The sequence below is a fragment of the Pseudomonas sp. Irchel 3E20 genome, assembly GCF_900187645.1.
Lineage (GTDB): Bacteria > Pseudomonadota > Gammaproteobacteria > Pseudomonadales > Pseudomonadaceae > Aquipseudomonas.
The window spans coordinates 234,968-251,307 of record NZ_FYEE01000008.1; the positions used below are offsets into that span (position 1 = coordinate 234,968).

13 protein-coding genes and 4 tRNA genes are annotated in these 16,340 nt (G+C 55.5%); all 17 read right to left on the minus strand.

The annotated features are described in order from the left end of the window. Window positions 1–19: 19 nt before the first annotated feature. Window positions 20–490, minus strand: coding sequence for a 30S ribosomal protein S7 (gene rpsG, locus CKW13_RS16655; RefSeq protein ID WP_002555493.1), 471 nt, complete (start codon window positions 488–490; stop codon window positions 20–22). Between the two features lie 119 nt (window positions 491–609). After that, entirely contained in the window at window positions 610–981 is a 372-nt protein-coding gene (gene rpsL / locus CKW13_RS16660) for a 30S ribosomal protein S12 (RefSeq protein ID WP_002555494.1), read from the minus strand. Window positions 982–1,197: 216 nt separating this feature from the next. After that, window positions 1,198–5,397 carry a DNA-directed RNA polymerase subunit beta' gene (gene rpoC, locus CKW13_RS16665; RefSeq protein ID WP_095109690.1) on the minus strand — a complete coding sequence of 1,400 codons (4,200 nt, stop codon included), beginning with the start codon at window positions 5,395–5,397 and terminating at the stop codon, window positions 1,198–1,200. Window positions 5,398–5,461: 64 nt separating this feature from the next. Beyond that, window positions 5,462–9,535: a DNA-directed RNA polymerase subunit beta gene (gene rpoB / locus CKW13_RS16670; protein ID WP_095109691.1), complete on the minus strand. Its 4,074-nt coding sequence runs from the start codon at window positions 9,533–9,535 to the stop codon at window positions 5,462–5,464. A gap of 220 nt (window positions 9,536–9,755) precedes the next feature. Further along, window positions 9,756–10,121, minus strand: coding sequence for a 50S ribosomal protein L7/L12 (rplL, locus tag CKW13_RS16675; protein ID WP_003176432.1), 366 nt, complete (start codon window positions 10,119–10,121; stop codon window positions 9,756–9,758). A gap of 78 nt (window positions 10,122–10,199) precedes the next feature. Continuing rightward, entirely contained in the window at window positions 10,200–10,700 is a 501-nt protein-coding gene (gene rplJ / locus CKW13_RS16680) for a 50S ribosomal protein L10 (protein WP_095109692.1), read from the minus strand. Between the two features lie 198 nt (window positions 10,701–10,898). Further along, the gene (rplA, locus tag CKW13_RS16685; RefSeq protein ID WP_003232403.1) at window positions 10,899–11,594 is read right to left on the minus strand and encodes a 50S ribosomal protein L1; all 696 of its coding nucleotides are present in this window, start codon (window positions 11,592–11,594) and stop codon (window positions 10,899–10,901) included. Further along, window positions 11,594–12,025 (minus strand): 50S ribosomal protein L11, encoded by a 432-nt coding sequence (rplK, locus tag CKW13_RS16690; protein WP_003210097.1) that lies wholly within the window; start codon window positions 12,023–12,025, stop codon window positions 11,594–11,596. Before rplK ends, rplA begins: the two co-directional genes overlap by 1 nt. 117 nt (window positions 12,026–12,142) lie before the next feature. Next, the gene (gene nusG / locus CKW13_RS16695) at window positions 12,143–12,676 is read right to left on the minus strand and encodes a transcription termination/antitermination protein NusG (protein ID WP_003186097.1); all 534 of its coding nucleotides are present in this window, start codon (window positions 12,674–12,676) and stop codon (window positions 12,143–12,145) included. A gap of 9 nt (window positions 12,677–12,685) precedes the next feature. Next, window positions 12,686–13,054, minus strand: a complete 369-nt coding sequence (gene secE, locus CKW13_RS16700) for a preprotein translocase subunit SecE (protein WP_009045851.1) — start codon at window positions 13,052–13,054, stop codon at window positions 12,686–12,688. Between the two features lie 45 nt (window positions 13,055–13,099). After that, a tRNA-Trp gene (locus CKW13_RS16705) sits at window positions 13,100–13,175 on the minus strand. Window positions 13,176–13,320: 145 nt separating this feature from the next. Further along, window positions 13,321–13,396, minus strand: a tRNA-Thr gene (locus CKW13_RS16710). Window positions 13,397–13,422: 26 nt separating this feature from the next. Continuing rightward, a tRNA-Gly gene (locus CKW13_RS16715) sits at window positions 13,423–13,496 on the minus strand. Window positions 13,497–13,520: 24 nt separating this feature from the next. Next, window positions 13,521–13,605 (minus strand) — tRNA-Tyr (locus CKW13_RS16720). A 143-nt stretch (window positions 13,606–13,748) separates the two neighbouring features. Beyond that, complete coding sequence (locus CKW13_RS16725; protein WP_095109693.1) at window positions 13,749–14,198, minus strand: hypothetical protein; 450 nt, start codon at window positions 14,196–14,198, stop codon at window positions 13,749–13,751. A gap of 7 nt (window positions 14,199–14,205) precedes the next feature. Continuing rightward, window positions 14,206–14,955 (minus strand): pantothenate kinase, encoded by a 750-nt coding sequence (locus CKW13_RS16730; protein ID WP_095109694.1) that lies wholly within the window; start codon window positions 14,953–14,955, stop codon window positions 14,206–14,208. Then, window positions 14,945–15,904 carry a bifunctional biotin--[acetyl-CoA-carboxylase] ligase/biotin operon repressor BirA gene (birA, locus tag CKW13_RS16735; protein WP_095109695.1) on the minus strand — a complete coding sequence of 320 codons (960 nt, stop codon included), beginning with the start codon at window positions 15,902–15,904 and terminating at the stop codon, window positions 14,945–14,947. Before birA ends, CKW13_RS16730 begins: the two co-directional genes overlap by 11 nt. Window positions 15,905–16,340 lie beyond the last annotated feature (436 nt).

The following is a 16,340-nucleotide window of genomic DNA, read 5'->3' on the forward strand; positions in this document are numbered from 1 at the left end:
AAAATGAGTAGCGCTGAAATTAGAAGCGGTAGTGCGAGAAAGCTTTGTTAGCTTCAGCCATACGGTGCACGTCTTCACGCTTCTTAACTGCAGCACCTTTACCTTCAGCAGCGTCCAACAGTTCGCCAGCCAAACGCAGAGCCATAGACTTCTCGCCGCGCTTACGGGCGAAGTCTACCAACCAGCGCATTGCCAGAGCGTTACGACGGGACGGGCGAACTTCGACCGGAACCTGGTAAGTAGCACCGCCTACACGGCGCGACTTCACTTCGACCAGCGGAGCGATGGCGTCGAGAGCTTTCTCGAAGATTTCCAGGGGGTCGCTGTTCTTGCGTTCTTTAACCTTTTCCAGCGCGCCATAAACGATACGCTCGGCAACGGCTTTCTTGCCGCTTTCCATTACGTGGTTCATGAACTTGGCCAGGATTTGGCTTCCGTATTTTGGATCGTCAAGCACTTCGCGCTTGGCTGCTACGCGTCTTCTTGGCATGGATAAGCCCTCAAACGGTCTTCAGGTTCGCTCGGAATCGGTGCCCTTTCGGGACGCCTCCGACCTTACTCTTATCGACTCAGAAAATAAGATGATTCAGTTTTTACAAAAAGCCGCTACTACTTAGGCTTCTTGGTACCGTACTTCGAACGACCCTGGTTACGACCTTTAACGCCGGAAGTATCCAGAGAGCCGCGTACGGTGTGGTAACGAACACCTGGCAAGTCTTTTACACGACCGCCGCGGATCAGTACCACGCTGTGCTCTTGCAGGTTGTGACCTTCACCACCGATGTACGAGGAAACCTCGAAACCGTTGGTCAGGCGCACACGGCATACTTTACGCAGTGCCGAGTTAGGTTTTTTCGGCGTGGTGGTATACACACGGGTGCATACGCCACGACGTTGCGGGCAGTTCTGCAGCGCAGGCACGTCGGATTTCTCGACGATACGCTTACGCGGCTGACGTACCAGCTGGTTGATAGTTGCCATCTACTAGCTCCACTGTTGTCTTGCGACGCTATTGTCTTGCAAGAAAAGCAAAATGGCAGGAACGAGTTCCCGCCAAATTTAGGGGTACAAGAGTCTAAAGAGGATCTTGCCCCCAGTCAAGGCAAGGCCCCGACCTCTCCACCCTTCGTGCCGGGACATGAATGTCTCGATCCGACGAACGGAGTTGCCAGGGCCCGGCCTTATTTATCGCAGAACTCAGTTACCGCTAGAGTTCAGCGCTTCGGTCAGTGCAGCTTCCACTTCACTGGCGCTCACGCGCAGCGGCTTGTCAGCATCACGGCGGCGCTTGCGCTCGCTGTGATAGGCCAGGCCGGTACCGGCCGGGATCAAACGACCCACAACCACGTTTTCTTTCAGGCCGCGCAGGTAGTCACGCTTGCCAGTTACCGCCGCTTCGGTCAGTACGCGAGTGGTTTCCTGGAAGGAAGCCGCCGAGATGAACGATTCGGTGGACAACGACGCCTTGGTGATACCCAGCAGTACGCGAGTGAACTTGGAGACAAATTTGTCTTCTGCGCTCAAACGCTCGTTCTCTACCAGTACATGAGTCAGTTCCATCTGGTCGCCCTTGATGAAACTGGAATCGCCGGATTCAGCGATCTCAACTTTACGCAGCATCTGACGCAGGATGGTCTCGATGTGCTTGTCGTTGATCTTCACGCCTTGCAGGCGATAAACGTCCTGGATCTCGTTGACGATGTACTTGGCCAATGCACTCACACCCAGCAGACGCAGGATGTCGTGCGGGTCGCTCGGACCGTCGGAGATAACTTCGCCGCGGTTCACTTGTTCGCCTTCGAAGACGTTCAGGTGACGCCACTTCGGAATCAGCTCCTCGTACGGGTCGGTACCATCGTTCGGGGTAATGACCAGACGGCGCTTGCCCTTAGTCTCTTTACCGAACGCGATGGTGCCGCTGACTTCAGCCAGAATCGAGGCTTCTTTCGGACGACGGGCTTCAAACAGGTCGGCAACACGCGGCAGACCACCGGTGATGTCACGGGTCTTCGAGGTCTCTTGCGGGATACGAGCGATTACATCACCGATCGCGATCCGCGCACCGTCCGCCACACCGACGAGGGCGTTGGCTGGCAGGAAGTACTGAGCGATTACGTCAGTGCCTGGCAGCAACAGATCCTTGCCGTTGTCGTCGACCATCTTCACGGCTGGACGGATGTCCTTGCCAGCAGCTGGACGATCTTTCGCGTCAAGTACTTCAATGTTGGTCATACCGGTCAATTCGTCAGTCTGACGCTTGATCGTGATGCCTTCTTCCATGCCCACGTAGGTCACGGTACCTTTCATTTCGGTAACGATTGGGTGAGTGTGCGGATCCCACTTGGCCACGATTGCGCCAGCGTCGACCTTGTCACCTTCTTTAACCGAAATCACGGCGCCGTATGGCAGCTTGTAGCGCTCACGCTCACGACCGAAGTCATCAGCGATGGCCAGCTCACCGGAACGGGATACAGCCACCAGGTGACCATCCACTCGCTCAACGTGCTTGAGGTTATGCAGACGGACGGTACCGCCATTCTTCACCTGAACGCTGTCGGCTGCGGAGGTCCGGCTTGCCGCACCACCGATGTGGAACGTACGCATGGTCAGCTGGGTACCCGGCTCACCGATGGACTGGGCAGCGATTACGCCGACCGCTTCACCGATGTTCACCTGGTGACCACGGGCCAGATCACGGCCGTAGCACTTGGCGCAAATGCCGTAGCGGGTTTCGCAGCTGATCGGCGAGCGAACGATCACTTCGTCGATGCTGTTGAGTTCGATGAACTCGACCCACTTCTCGTCCACCAGGGTGCCGGCAGGAACGATAACGTCCTCGGTACCTGGCTTGAATACGTCGCGGGCGATGACTCGACCCAGTACGCGCTCACCCAAAGGCTCAACTACATCACCGCCTTCAATGTGCGGAGTCATCAGCAGGCCGTGCTCGGTGCCGCAGTCGATCTCGGTCACGACCAAGTCTTGTGCAACGTCTACCAGACGACGAGTCAGGTAACCGGAGTTAGCGGTTTTCAACGCGGTATCCGCCAGACCTTTACGAGCACCGTGAGTGGAGATGAAGTACTGGAGTACGCTCAAACCTTCACGGAAGTTCGCGGTAATCGGCGTTTCGATGATGGAGCCGTCCGGCTTGGCCATCAGGCCACGCATACCGGCGAGCTGACGGATCTGCGCAGCAGAACCCCGCGCACCCGAGTCGGCCATCATGTACATCGAGTTGAACGATTCTTGATCGACTTCAACGCCATGGCGGTCGATGACTTTCTCTTTCGAGAGGTTGGCCATCATTGCCTTGGAGACTTCGTCGTTGGCCTTGGACCAAAGGTCGATCACCTTGTTGTACTTCTCGCCCTGGGTTACCAGGCCAGAGGCATACTGGCTCTCGATCTCTTTCACTTCATCAGTGGCAGCACTGATGATGCGGGCTTTTTCATCCGGGATAACGAAGTCGTTAACACCGATGGAAACGCCGGAAATGGTCGAATAAGCAAAACCGGTGTACATCAACTGGTCAGCGAAAATCACGGTCTCTTTCAAACCAACCACGCGGTAGCACTGGTTAATCAGCTTGGAGATCGCCTTTTTCTTCATCGGCAGGTTGACGACGTCGTACGACAGACCTTTTGGCACAACTTGATACAACAGTGCACGGCCGACAGTCGTGTCGACAATACGAACGTTGCTCACGCTGCCGCCATCACGGTCGTTGACGGTTTCGTGGATCCGCACTTTGACCTTGGCATGCAGTGCGGCTTCGCCGGCACGGAATACACGGTCAACTTCTTGCAGGTCAGCGAACACACGACCTTCGCCCTTGGCGTTGATCGCTTCACGGGTCATGTAGTACAGACCCAATACAACGTCCTGCGACGGAACGATGATTGGCTCACCGTTGGCTGGCGACAGAATGTTGTTGGTCGACATCATCAACGCACGCGCTTCCAACTGGGCTTCCAGTGTCAGCGGTACGTGCACGGCCATTTGGTCGCCGTCGAAGTCGGCGTTGTACGCAGCACAGACCAGAGGGTGCAGCTGGATAGCCTTACCTTCGATCAGTACCGGTTCAAACGCCTGGATACCCAGACGGTGAAGGGTCGGTGCACGGTTGAGGAGAACCGGGTGTTCGCGGATCACTTCAGCGAGAACGTCCCAAACCTCTGGCAGCTCGCGCTCGACCATTTTCTTGGCCGCTTTGATGGTGGTCGCGAGGCCACGCATTTCAAGCTTGCCGAAAATGAACGGCTTGAACAGTTCCAGAGCCATCTTCTTCGGCAGACCGCACTGGTGCAGACGCAAGGTCGGGCCCACGGTAATTACCGAACGACCGGAGTAGTCAACACGCTTACCGAGCAAGTTCTGACGGAAACGACCCTGCTTACCCTTAATCATGTCAGCCAGGGATTTCAGAGGACGCTTGTTCGAACCGGTGATCGCACGGCCACGACGGCCGTTGTCGAGCAAGGCGTCAACCGCTTCCTGCAACATACGCTTTTCGTTGCGCACGATGATGTCCGGAGCGGACAGGTCGAGCAGACGCTTCAAGCGGTTGTTACGGTTGATAACGCGGCGGTACAGGTCGTTGAGGTCGGAAGTCGCGAAGCGGCCGCCATCCAACGGTACCAGCGGACGCAGGTCTGGCGGCAGAACCGGCAGAACGGTCAGCACCATCCACTCTGGCAGGTTGCCGGAACCCTGAAAGGCTTCCATCAACTTCAGACGCTTGGACAGTTTCTTGATTTTGGTTTCGGAGTTGGTTTGCGGAATTTCTTCACGCAGACGACCAATCTCGTGTTCCAGGTCGATAGCGTGCAGCAGTTCGCGCACAGCCTCGGCACCCATGCGGGCATCGAAATCGTCGCCAAACTCTTCCAGCGCTTCGAAGTACTGCTCATCGTTGAGCAGCTGACCTTTTTCAAGGGTGGTCATGCCTGGATCGATAACGACGTAGCTCTCGAAGTAGAGAACGCGTTCGATATCACGCAGGGTCATGTCCATCAGCAAGCCGATACGCGACGGCAGTGACTTCAGGAACCAGATGTGGGCAACCGGCGAAGCCAGTTCGATGTGCGCCATGCGCTCACGGCGAACTTTTGCCAGCGCAACTTCAACGCCGCACTTCTCGCAGATCACACCACGGTGCTTCAAGCGCTTGTACTTACCGCACAGGCACTCGTAATCCTTTACCGGGCCAAAGATCTTGGCGCAGAACAGGCCGTCACGCTCAGGTTTGAACGTACGGTAGTTGATGGTTTCCGGCTTTTTAACTTCACCGAACGACCACGAACGGATCATCTCAGGCGATGCCAACCCAATACGGATGGCGTCGAACTCTTCGACTTGACCCTGGTTTTTCAGCAAATTCAGTAGGTCTTTCAAGGCCTTTCCTCCTGGCGGAGCAGAGAGCGGGCATCACTGCCACGCTCTCGATTCGCGTCACGTGTTATTCGGTTTCCAGATCGATATCGATGCCGAGGGAACGAATTTCTTTGATCAACACGTTGAAGGACTCGGGCATGCCCGGCTCCATACGGTGATCGCCGTCCACGATGTTTTTGTACATCTTGGTCCGGCCGTTCACATCGTCCGACTTCACTGTGAGCATTTCTTGCAGAGTGTATGCAGCACCGTATGCTTCCAGTGCCCAGACCTCCATCTCCCCGAAACGCTGACCACCGAACTGCGCCTTACCACCCAGCGGCTGCTGGGTAACCAGGCTGTACGAACCGGTAGAACGAGCGTGCATCTTGTCGTCTACCAAGTGGTTCAGCTTCAGCATGTACATGTAGCCAACGGTAACCGGGCGCTCGAACTTGTTGCCGGTACGGCCATCAGTCAGCTGCATCTGGCCGCTTTCCGGCAGGTCAGCCAGTTTCAGCATGGCCTTGATTTCGCTTTCCTTGGCACCGTCGAACACCGGAGTGGCCATCGGTACACCGCCGCGCAGGTTCTTCGCCAGGTCCAGGATTTCCTGGTCGGAGAAGGTGTCCAGCTCTTCGTTGCGGCCGCCGATCTCGTTGTAGATCTCGTGCAGGAACTTGCGCAGGTCAGCGACTTTGCGCTGCTCTTCGATCATGCGGTTGATCTTCTCGCCCAGACCTTTGGCCGCGAGGCCCAGGTGGGTTTCAAGGATCTGACCGACGTTCATACGCGAAGGTACGCCCAACGGGTTGAGAACGACGTCTACCGGCGTGCCATTGGCATCGTGCGGCATGTCTTCAACCGGCATGATGACGGACACCACACCTTTGTTACCGTGACGACCGGCCATCTTGTCGCCCGGCTGGATGCGGCGGCGGATTGCCAGGTAGACCTTGACGATTTTCAGCACGCCTGGAGCCAGGTCATCGCCCTGCTGCAGTTTGCGCTTCTTGTCTTCGAACTTGTCGTCCAGCAGACGGCGGCGATCAACGATATAGGCCTGAGCCTTCTCGAGCTGCTCGTTCAGAGCATCCTCAGCCATGCGCAGTTTGAACCACTGGCCATGCTCAAGACCGTCGAGCACTTCGTCGGTGATCTCCTGACCTTTCTTCAGGCCCGCGCCGCCTTCGGCTTTGTGGCCGACCAGAGCGGAGCGCAGACGCTCGAAGGTCGCACCTTCAACGATACGGAACTCTTCGTTGAGGTCCTTGCGGATCTCGTCGAGCTGAGTCTTCTCGATGGACAGGGCACGAGCATCACGCTCAACGCCGTCACGGGTGAAGACCTGCACGTCGATGACAGTACCCTTGGTGCCGGTTGGCACACGCAGGGAAGTGTCTTTAACGTCGCTGGCTTTCTCACCGAAGATGGCACGCAGCAGTTTTTCTTCTGGAGTCAGTTGGGTCTCGCCTTTCGGAGTGACCTTACCGACCAGAATGTCGCCTGCGCCGACTTCAGCACCTACATAAACGATACCGGCTTCGTCCAGCTTGTTCAGTGCGGCTTCACCCACGTTCGGGATGTCCGCAGTGATTTCCTCAGGCCCAAGCTTGGTGTCACGTGCCACGCAGGTCAGTTCCTGGATGTGGATCGTGGTGAAGCGATCTTCTTGAACCACACGCTCGGACAAGCAGATGGAGTCTTCGAAGTTGAAGCCGTTCCATGCCATGAACGCGATGCGCATGTTCTGGCCAAGCGCCAGTTCACCCATATCGGTGGACGGGCCGTCGGCCATGATGTCGCTACGCTGAACGCGATCACCCTTGCTCACCAGCGGACGCTGGTTGATGCAGGTGTTCTGGTTCGAGCGGGTGTACTTGGTCAGGTTGTAGATGTCGACACCGGCTTCGCCAGTTTCAACTTCGTCATCGGCAACACGAACCACGATACGGCTGGCATCAACAGAGTCGATCACGCCACCACGACGAGCCACGACGCAAACGCCGGAGTCACGAGCTACGTTACGCTCCATGCCGGTACCTACCAGCGGCTTGTCAGCGCGCAGGGTCGGTACAGCTTGACGCTGCATGTTGGAACCCATCAACGCACGGTTGGCGTCATCGTGTTCCAGAAACGGGATCAGCGACGCAGCAACCGAAACTACCTGCTTGGGCGATACGTCCATCAGGGTGACGTCTTCCGGCGCCTTGACGGTGAACTCGTTCAAGTGACGAACAGCCACCAGCTCATCGATCAGGACTTTCTTGTCGTTCATCGTGGCCGAGGCCTGAGCGATCACGTGATCGGCTTCTTCGATGGCGGACAGGAACACGATCTCGTCGGTCACCAGAGCGTCTTTCACCACACGGTACGGGCTCTCGAGGAAGCCGTACTGGTTGGTGCGCGCGTAGGCCGCCAGGGAGTTAATCAGACCGATGTTCGGGCCTTCCGGCGTTTCGATCGGGCAAACTCGACCGTAGTGCGTCGGGTGTACGTCACGCACTTCAAAGCCAGCACGCTCACGGGTCAGACCGCCCGGGCCCAGTGCGGAGACACGGCGCTTGTGGGTAATCTCGGAGAGCGGGTTGTTCTGGTCCATGAACTGCGAAAGCTGGCTGGAGCCGAAGAACTCTTTCACTGCCGCAGCCACAGGCTTGGCATTGATAAGGTCCTGAGGCATCAGGCCTTCGCTTTCCGCCATCGACAGACGCTCTTTGACCGCACGCTCTACGCGCACCAGGCCAACACGGAACTGGTTCTCAGCCATTTCGCCTACGCAGCGAACACGGCGGTTACCCAGGTGGTCGATGTCGTCGACGATGCCTTTACCGTTGCGGATGTCGACCAGGGTCTTCAGCACAGCAACGATGTCTTCCTTGCACAACACGCCCGAACCTTCGATCTCGGTACGACCGATACGACGGTTGAACTTCATCCGGCCGACCGCAGACAGGTCATAACGCTCAGGGCTGAAGAACAGGTTGTTGAACAGAGTTTCGGCAGCGTCTTTGGTTGGCGGCTCGCCTGGACGCATCATGCGATAGATCTCGACCAGCGCTTCCAATTGGTTGCTGGTGGAGTCGATCTTCAGCGTGTCGGAAACGAACGGACCGCAGTCGATGTCGTTGGTGTACAGCGTCTCGATGCGGACAACCTGAGACTTGGCGATTTTGGCCAGAATCTCGGTGTTCAGCTCGGTGTTGCACTCGGCCAGGATTTCACCGGTGGCCGGATGCACGATGACCTTGGCAGTAGTGCGACCCAGGACATAGTCCAGAGGCACTTGCAGCTCCTTGATCCCGGCTTTTTCCAGCTGGTTGATGTGGCGAGCGGTAATTCGGCGACCCTGCTCGACAATAACCTTGCCCTTGTCATCGAGAATGTCGAGGACAGCAATTTCACCACGCAGGCGCTGAGGCACCAGCTCCAGGCTGAGGTTCTCACCTTGCACATGGAATACGTTGGTGGTGTAGAACGCATCGAGCACTTGCTCGGTGGTGTAACCCAGGGCACGCAACAGTACCGACGCAGGCAGTTTGCGACGACGGTCGATACGCACAAACACGCAGTCTTTCGGGTCGAACTCGAAGTCCAACCACGAACCGCGGTAAGGGATGATGCGCGCGGAGTACAGCAGTTTACCGGAGCTGTGCGTCTTGCCACGGTCGTGGTCGAAGAACACGCCAGGGGAACGGTGCAACTGGGAAACGATTACACGTTCGGTACCGTTGATTACGAAGGTACCGTTCTCAGTCATCAGGGGGATTTCACCCATGTAGACTTCTTGCTCTTTGATGTCCTTGATCGCTTTGTTCGACGACTCTTTGTCGAAAATGATCAGGCGCACTTTTACCCGCAAAGGTACGGCGTAAGTTACACCGCGCAATACGCATTCTTTGACATCAAATGCCGGTTCGCCCAGGCGATAACCGACGTACTCCAGCGCAGCATTGCCGGAGTAGCTGATGATCGGGAAAACGGATTTGAAGGCCGCATGCAGGCCCACGTCGCGGAACTGATCTTTGGTCGCTCCCGCCTGCAAGAATTCACGATACGAATCCAGCTGGATAGCCAGAAGGTACGGGACATCCATGACGTCCGGCAACTTGCTAAAGTCCTTGCGGATACGTTTTTTCTCAGTATATGAGTAAGCCATCAGCGTTCCCCAGCTTGGTCACCTGCTTGTTTGGCCCCTCCCGACGGGAGCAGCCAGAAAATCGTGCAAACCCCATGGTCTGCGCCACCGCATCGGGTGGTTACCGCACGTTAATGGCGACGACCGAGTCGATTGCCAATAACGGAAAAAGGCCGGTGGCAAGAGCCACCAGCCATCAGCCTTTCGCTTAACGCTTGGGCTGGAGACGCAAAGTCGATGCTTACTTCAGCTCGACTTTAGCGCCTGCTTCTTCCAGAGTTGCTTTGGCTTTGTCAGCTGCGTCTTTCGATACAGCTTCCAGAACCTGGGCAGGAGCGCCGTCAACTACAGCCTTGGCTTCTTTCAGGCCCAGACCGGTCAGTTCACGTACTGCCTTAATTACGTTTACTTTCTTCTCGCCAGCTTCCAGCAGCATGACGTTGAATTCGGTTTGCTCTTCAGCAGCAACAGCAGCAACAGCTGGGCCAGCAGAAGCAGCGGCAGCGGAAACGCCGAATTTTTCTTCGAAAGCTTTGATCAGCTCAACAACCTGCAGAACCGACATTTCAGCTACGGCGTTGAGGATATCGTCTTGGGAGATAGACATTGCTGTATTTCCTGAATTGGGGGACGGCCTACGCGGCCATCGAAATAAACAAAAATACGCGAGAGAAAATGCTCAGCCTTAGGCTGCTGCAGCTTCTTTTTGTTCGCGAACTGCAGCCAGAGTACGAGCCAGCTTGCTGGTAGCGCCTTGAATCACGCTCATCAGCTGCGAAATAGCTTCGTCACGGGTCGGCAGTGTTGCCAGTACGTCGATTTGGTTAGCTGCGAGGAACTTGCCCTCGAACGCAGCTGCCTTGATCTCGAACTTATCCTGACCCTTGGCGAATTCCTTGAACAAACGGGCAGCAGCGCCTGGATGATCCTTGGAAAACGCAATCAGGGTCGGGCCGGTGAACACGTCATTGAGAACACTGTATTCAGTGTCCGCAACAGCGCGCTTGAGCAGGGTGTTACGTACAACACGTACGTAAACGCCAGCTTCACGAGCCTCTTTACGGAGTCCGGTCATAGCGCCTACTGTCACACCACGGGCATCAGCCACGACAGCGGACAGAGCAGCTTTGGCAGCCTCGTTGACTTCAGCGACGATGGCCTTCTTGTCTTCGAGATTAATTGCCACGGGTTTAACTCCTGCTTGTTACCGTTTCATCCAACCGGAGCCGGATGTCGTTTTGGTGTCTGATTCGGTAAGGAACCGGGAGCACCATCTGCGTAGGCTTGAGGTTTAAGACTTGCGTCGCCTACGGTCTTGGATAGCCCCCGCCAGGCAGGGACCCCAATCTTTCAATTGGCACGATGACTCATGCCAACCTGTGTCTTATACGTCCAGCGAGCCTTGGTCGATGACCAGACCTGGGCCCATAGTGGTGCTCAGGGTAACGCGCTTGACGTAGATGCCTTTCGAGGAAGCTGGCTTGATACGCTTCAGATCAGCGATCAGGGCTTCAACGTTTTCCTTCAGCTTGACGGCGTCGAAACCAACCTTGCCAACGGAAGTGTGAATGATGCCGTTTTTGTCGGTGCGATAACGAACCTGACCAGCCTTGGCGTTTTTAACCGCGGTAGCTACGTCTGGCGTTACGGTGCCAACTTTAGGGTTGGGCATCAGGCCGCGCGGGCCGAGGATTTGACCCAACTGACCTACAACACGCATTGCATCCGGGGAAGCAATAACGACGTCATAGTTCAGGTCGCCGCCTTTCATTTCGGCAGCCAGATCATCCATGCCAACGCGATCGGCGCCAGCGGCCAGAGCAGCTTCAGCCGCCGGGCCTTGGGTGAAGACAGCAACGCGTACAGTCTTGCCAGTACCGTGTGGCAGCACAGTTGCGCTACGAACGACCTGGTCGGATTTACGCGGGTCAACACCCAGATTTACAGCAACGTCTACGGACTCGCTGAACTTGACAGTCGACAGCTCAGTCAGCAGAGCGGCGGCGTCTACAAAGTTGTAGGCCTTGCCTGCTTCGATTTTGCCGGCGATAGCCTTTTGGCGCTTGGTCAGCTTAGCCATTACACACCCTCCACGTTAAGGCCCATGCTACGAGCAGAACCGGCGATGGTACGCACGGCTGCATCCATATCAGCTGCAGTCAGATCCGCGTTTTTGGTTTTCGCGATTTCTTCCAGCTGAGCACGGGTAACGGTGCCAACCTTAACGGTGTTAGGACGAGCGGAACCGCTAGTCAGACCAGCAGCCTTCTTCAGCAGAACCGAAGCAGGGGTCGACTTGGTTTCGAACGTGAAGCTACGGTCGCTATAGACAGTAATAATCACTGGAGTCGGCAGGCCTGGCTCAATACCCTGAGTACGGGCGTTGAAAGCTTTGCAGAACTCCATGATGTTCACACCGTGTTGACCCAGAGCTGGACCGACGGGCGGGCTTGGGTTGGCCTGAGCGGCCTTAACTTGCAGCTTGATGTAAGCGGTAATCTTCTTGGCCATGAGGCACTCCAATTACGGGTTCAAACGCCTCGAAAGGCTCCCCGGCTACTTGCGCGTTTATCCCAGTGACGACAAAACCCCACAGCCTAAGGCTGCGGGGTTGGGATGTTTGTTCTGCTAGACCTTTTCGACCTGGCTGAACTCTAGCTCTACCGGGGTAGAGCGACCGAAAATGAGCACCGCGACCTGAATCCGGCTCTTTTCGTAGTTAACTTCTTCGACTGTACCGTTGAAATCAGCGAACGGACCGTCGGTGACACGCACAACTTCACCCGGCTCGAACAGTGTTTTCGGCTTCGGCTTGTCACTACCATCGGCAACGCGACGCAGAATCGCTTCTGCTTCTTTGTCGGTAATCGGAGCCGGCTTGTCAGCCGTACCGCCGATAAAGCCCATGACGCGAGGAGTATCCTTGACCAAGTGCCAAGTACCCTCATTCATATCCATTTGAACTAGCACATAACCAGGAAAGAACTTGCGCTCACTTTTGCGTTTCTGGCCATTACGCATTTCAACCACTTCTTCAGTGGGAACCAGAATTTCGCCGAAGCCATCTTCCATGCCTGCCAGCTTTACACGCTCTACCAGCGAGCGCATCACGTGCTTCTCGTAACCCGAGTAAGCATGCACAACGTACCAACGCTTAGCCACGGGACACCCTTAGCCAACAATCAAAGAAACAAGCCAGCCTAGCAGGGAATCTAAACCCCACAACAGCAACGCCATAACCAGAACAACAGCCACAACGATTAACGTGGTCTGCGTGGTTTCTTGGCGAGTTGGCCAAACGACTTTACGAATCTCGGTACGAGCTTCCTTTACCAGCACAAAGAATGACTTGCCCTTGGCAGTCTGCAGACCTACAAAGGCAGCTACAGCAGCAATAGCAAGCAAGGCGAGTACGCGGTACAGGATCGGCGAGGCGGAATAGTATTGATTACCAACAACGCCAACAACCACCAAAGCGACTACTACAAGCCACTTGAGCAGATCGAAGCGAGAGCCTTGAGCTTCAGCTTTAGGAGTCATCTATGAAGATCCTGTGAAAAGAAAGCCAGACACACCGAGTGAATCTGGCAGGTCAGGAGGGAATCGAACCCCCAACCTACGGTTTTGGAGACCGTCGCTCTGCCAATTGAGCTACTGACCTAAAACAAAATCAGGCCGACCATTATGCAGACCTGAAAAAGACATTACAACCACTTGACTGCTGAACTGCGACCCAACATCACCTGCAAGCCGACCAATCCAACCCTTAAAACAAAGGCAGATATTTTCATATCTGCCTTGTCATATGGAGCTCTTGAGCGGATTTGAACCGCTGACCTCACCCTTACCAAGGGTGTGCTCTACCAACTGAGCTACAAGAGCAAAACACGCCGCACAACCTGCAAACTTGGAGCGGGTAGCGGGAATCGAACCCGCATCATCAGCTTGGAAGGCTGAGGTTCTACCACTAAACTATACCCGCTGAGCTTGCAGCTCACGCTAAAAATGGTGGAGGGGGAAGGATTCGAACCTTCGAAGTCGTAGACGTCAGATTTACAGTCTGATCCCTTTGGCCGCTCGGGAACCCCTCCTAAGCGAGCCGGCATTTTACATTACGCCGACCTTCTGTCAAGCATTTTCTCATTAAAAACCTGAGGTTAGCTGCGTTGACCTTCGCTCTACACTATCAACCCGTTAAGGTCATCACTGCTGAGCGGGCGCCATTCTATGCAACCTATTCCTGAGTTGCAACCCCCTCACAGGGCATTATTTTATGTTTTAACTCATTGAATTCCTTGGCAAGGTTCTGCAACAACGGATCGTCCAACAGGTTACGACTTTCAGGCTCAATACGAAGCCAAACACCCATCACGCCACCCAAACCAGCAGACTCACGTCGACTCCGAATCTGGAGTCCCGCCAGGCGCCGCTCCAAAGACTGAACCTCCTGCGAGCTGGCAAAGCCACCAACAAAGAGGCAAGTACTTTTGGCTTGCGGCGCCGCGCCACCTGCCCCCCACGACATACCCGTAATCGCCGACTCACTGACCAGCCGAATATCTTGCTGGGACCCGCGGTACAGCGTTAGCGGCATAACGTCTTTCGCCCTTAACGGCGCCTCCTGCTGATGCCAGAAGTAATAGAAGACATTGAGAACCACCAGCAACAAAAACAACCAACGCATAAACACCTCAAGACAATGGGCACGCCATCGCCAAGCCGACAAATACCAGGTCAGGGACAACCTTCGCCTTCGGCACTATGCTCGAGACCAGCGCCGCATCCCCACCTGTGAGGAATACTTCAAAATCGTCCCCCCAATAGCTGCGGGCCAACTCAAGCTGGGTCAGCACAAAACCCCGGAGCATCAATGTACATCCGCGCTCAACGGCCTCCACGGTTGAGCGACCAGGAGTAAAACTATCCAGCGCGCGCTCGGCAGCGATATCGTCATATCTTATTTTTCGTGTATGCGTTCGTAGCTGGTGACGCATCAACGGCATGCCAGGGCAGATAAACCCACCCAGGTGCTCACCATCTGCACAGATGAAATCCGCCGTGGCAGCGGTGCCGAAGTCGAGCACCAAACATGCCCCTGACGCCAGACGAAACCCTCCAAGCATCGCGAGCCAGCGATCCAACCCTAAGCGTTCAAAATCCTCATAGCCATTCTTCACCCCCGACATCTCCCGAGCAGGAGCAGCACAGGCGATAGAGACACCAAAGGCGTCCACCAAGACAGCAACTAGATTAGCGGTCTCCGCCGCAGCCCTGACACTTACCAGGCGGCAATGTTCCAATGAGAGCCCCACGAGGGCATGCAACCCTACCAACAGAGCAAGATCCGAATCAACGACGCCTTCGGCAAACACTCGCACCTTGTCCGCTTCAAGGACCCGCCATTTGATGAAGCTATTTCCACAATCGAGCTCAAGTATCATCACGCAACCTCAGACTCAGCTCGCCACCGCTATATGTGTTCTCAACCCCGGCCACATCCAGGCGCAAGGCCCCCTGCCGATCAATTCCAAGTACGACGCCATCAATCTGGCTAACTCCAGCAACGAGAGAGACCGCACACCCCTGCCACAGGTGATTTTTTTCCCATTCCGCCTGAATCGCCGCAAAACCAAACTGCTGATGACGAAGCAGGTAGCTCTGGAGCACACCTCCCAAGTGAGCCACCAGCTGATTACGATCAACCAATTCACCCGTTTCGAGCCGGATTGACGTCCATTGCTGATCGACCTCCTCAGCAACCCGCATGTTCGCATTAACTCCTATACCAAGCACGACGTGGCAAACATCCGCAGGATCACCGACCAGCTCCAACAAAATCCCAGCTATTTTCCTAGGCCCGACCAACACATCATTCGGCCACTTTAAGCCCGCCTCCGATACACCGGAATCACGTAGCGCCTGGAGCACCGCCAAGCCGACAACCAAGCTAAGCCCTTCTAGTTGCCGAAGACCGCCATCGATGCGTAGAACAAGACTGTAATAAAGGTTTTGAGCAAAAGGACTCACCCATTTGCGGCCACGTCGCCCACGCCCAGCCAACTGCTGTTCTGCGAGCACGAGAAATGGCGCAACCACTCCCTCCTCAACAAGACGTAAGGCGTGGGCATTTGTGGAGTCAACAGAATCAGAAATGAACATCGGCCAGCAGGACCCATGAGCGAGACTCATTATGGCGCCAGCCTCCAACAGCTGCAGTGGCTCAGCTAAACGGTACCCACGCCCTCTCACTCTATGGATAGGCATGCCGAGTTCAGATTCAAGGCGCTGTAGTTGTTTCCATACAGCACTTCGACTGACGCCTAGGATCGCGCCCAGCGCTTCACCCGAGTGAAACCGACCATCCTTCAGGAGCTTTAACAACGTCAGCATGCAAGCCTCGCCTCACAATGAGGCACGCATAATAGCCATGCCTCGGCCTATTGCATAGAAATCACAAGAGGGGTGAAGTGGTCAGGCATCCCATCTTGCGTAGCTAAGCCGACTGCCAACGATGTGACAACAACTCCCCAATTTCACTCACCCACTACGTCAGCAGTCGTCACAGACCAACTTGCCTTCCAATCTCCCAGAAAGTTGCGCGCATACAAAAATAGAGCAGAAGCTGGCCTAAATCAAAGAGTGGTGCGGCAATCCAACAACTTAGCCTCGCCTTTCCTGCTCGAACTTTTCCATCGCGCAAAAACAAAACCCCATCTGCTTTCGCAAATGGGGTTTCGGAATTTAATCTTGACGATGACCTACTCTCACATGGGGAAACCCCACACTACCATCGGCGATGCATCGTTTCACTGCTGAGTTCGGGATG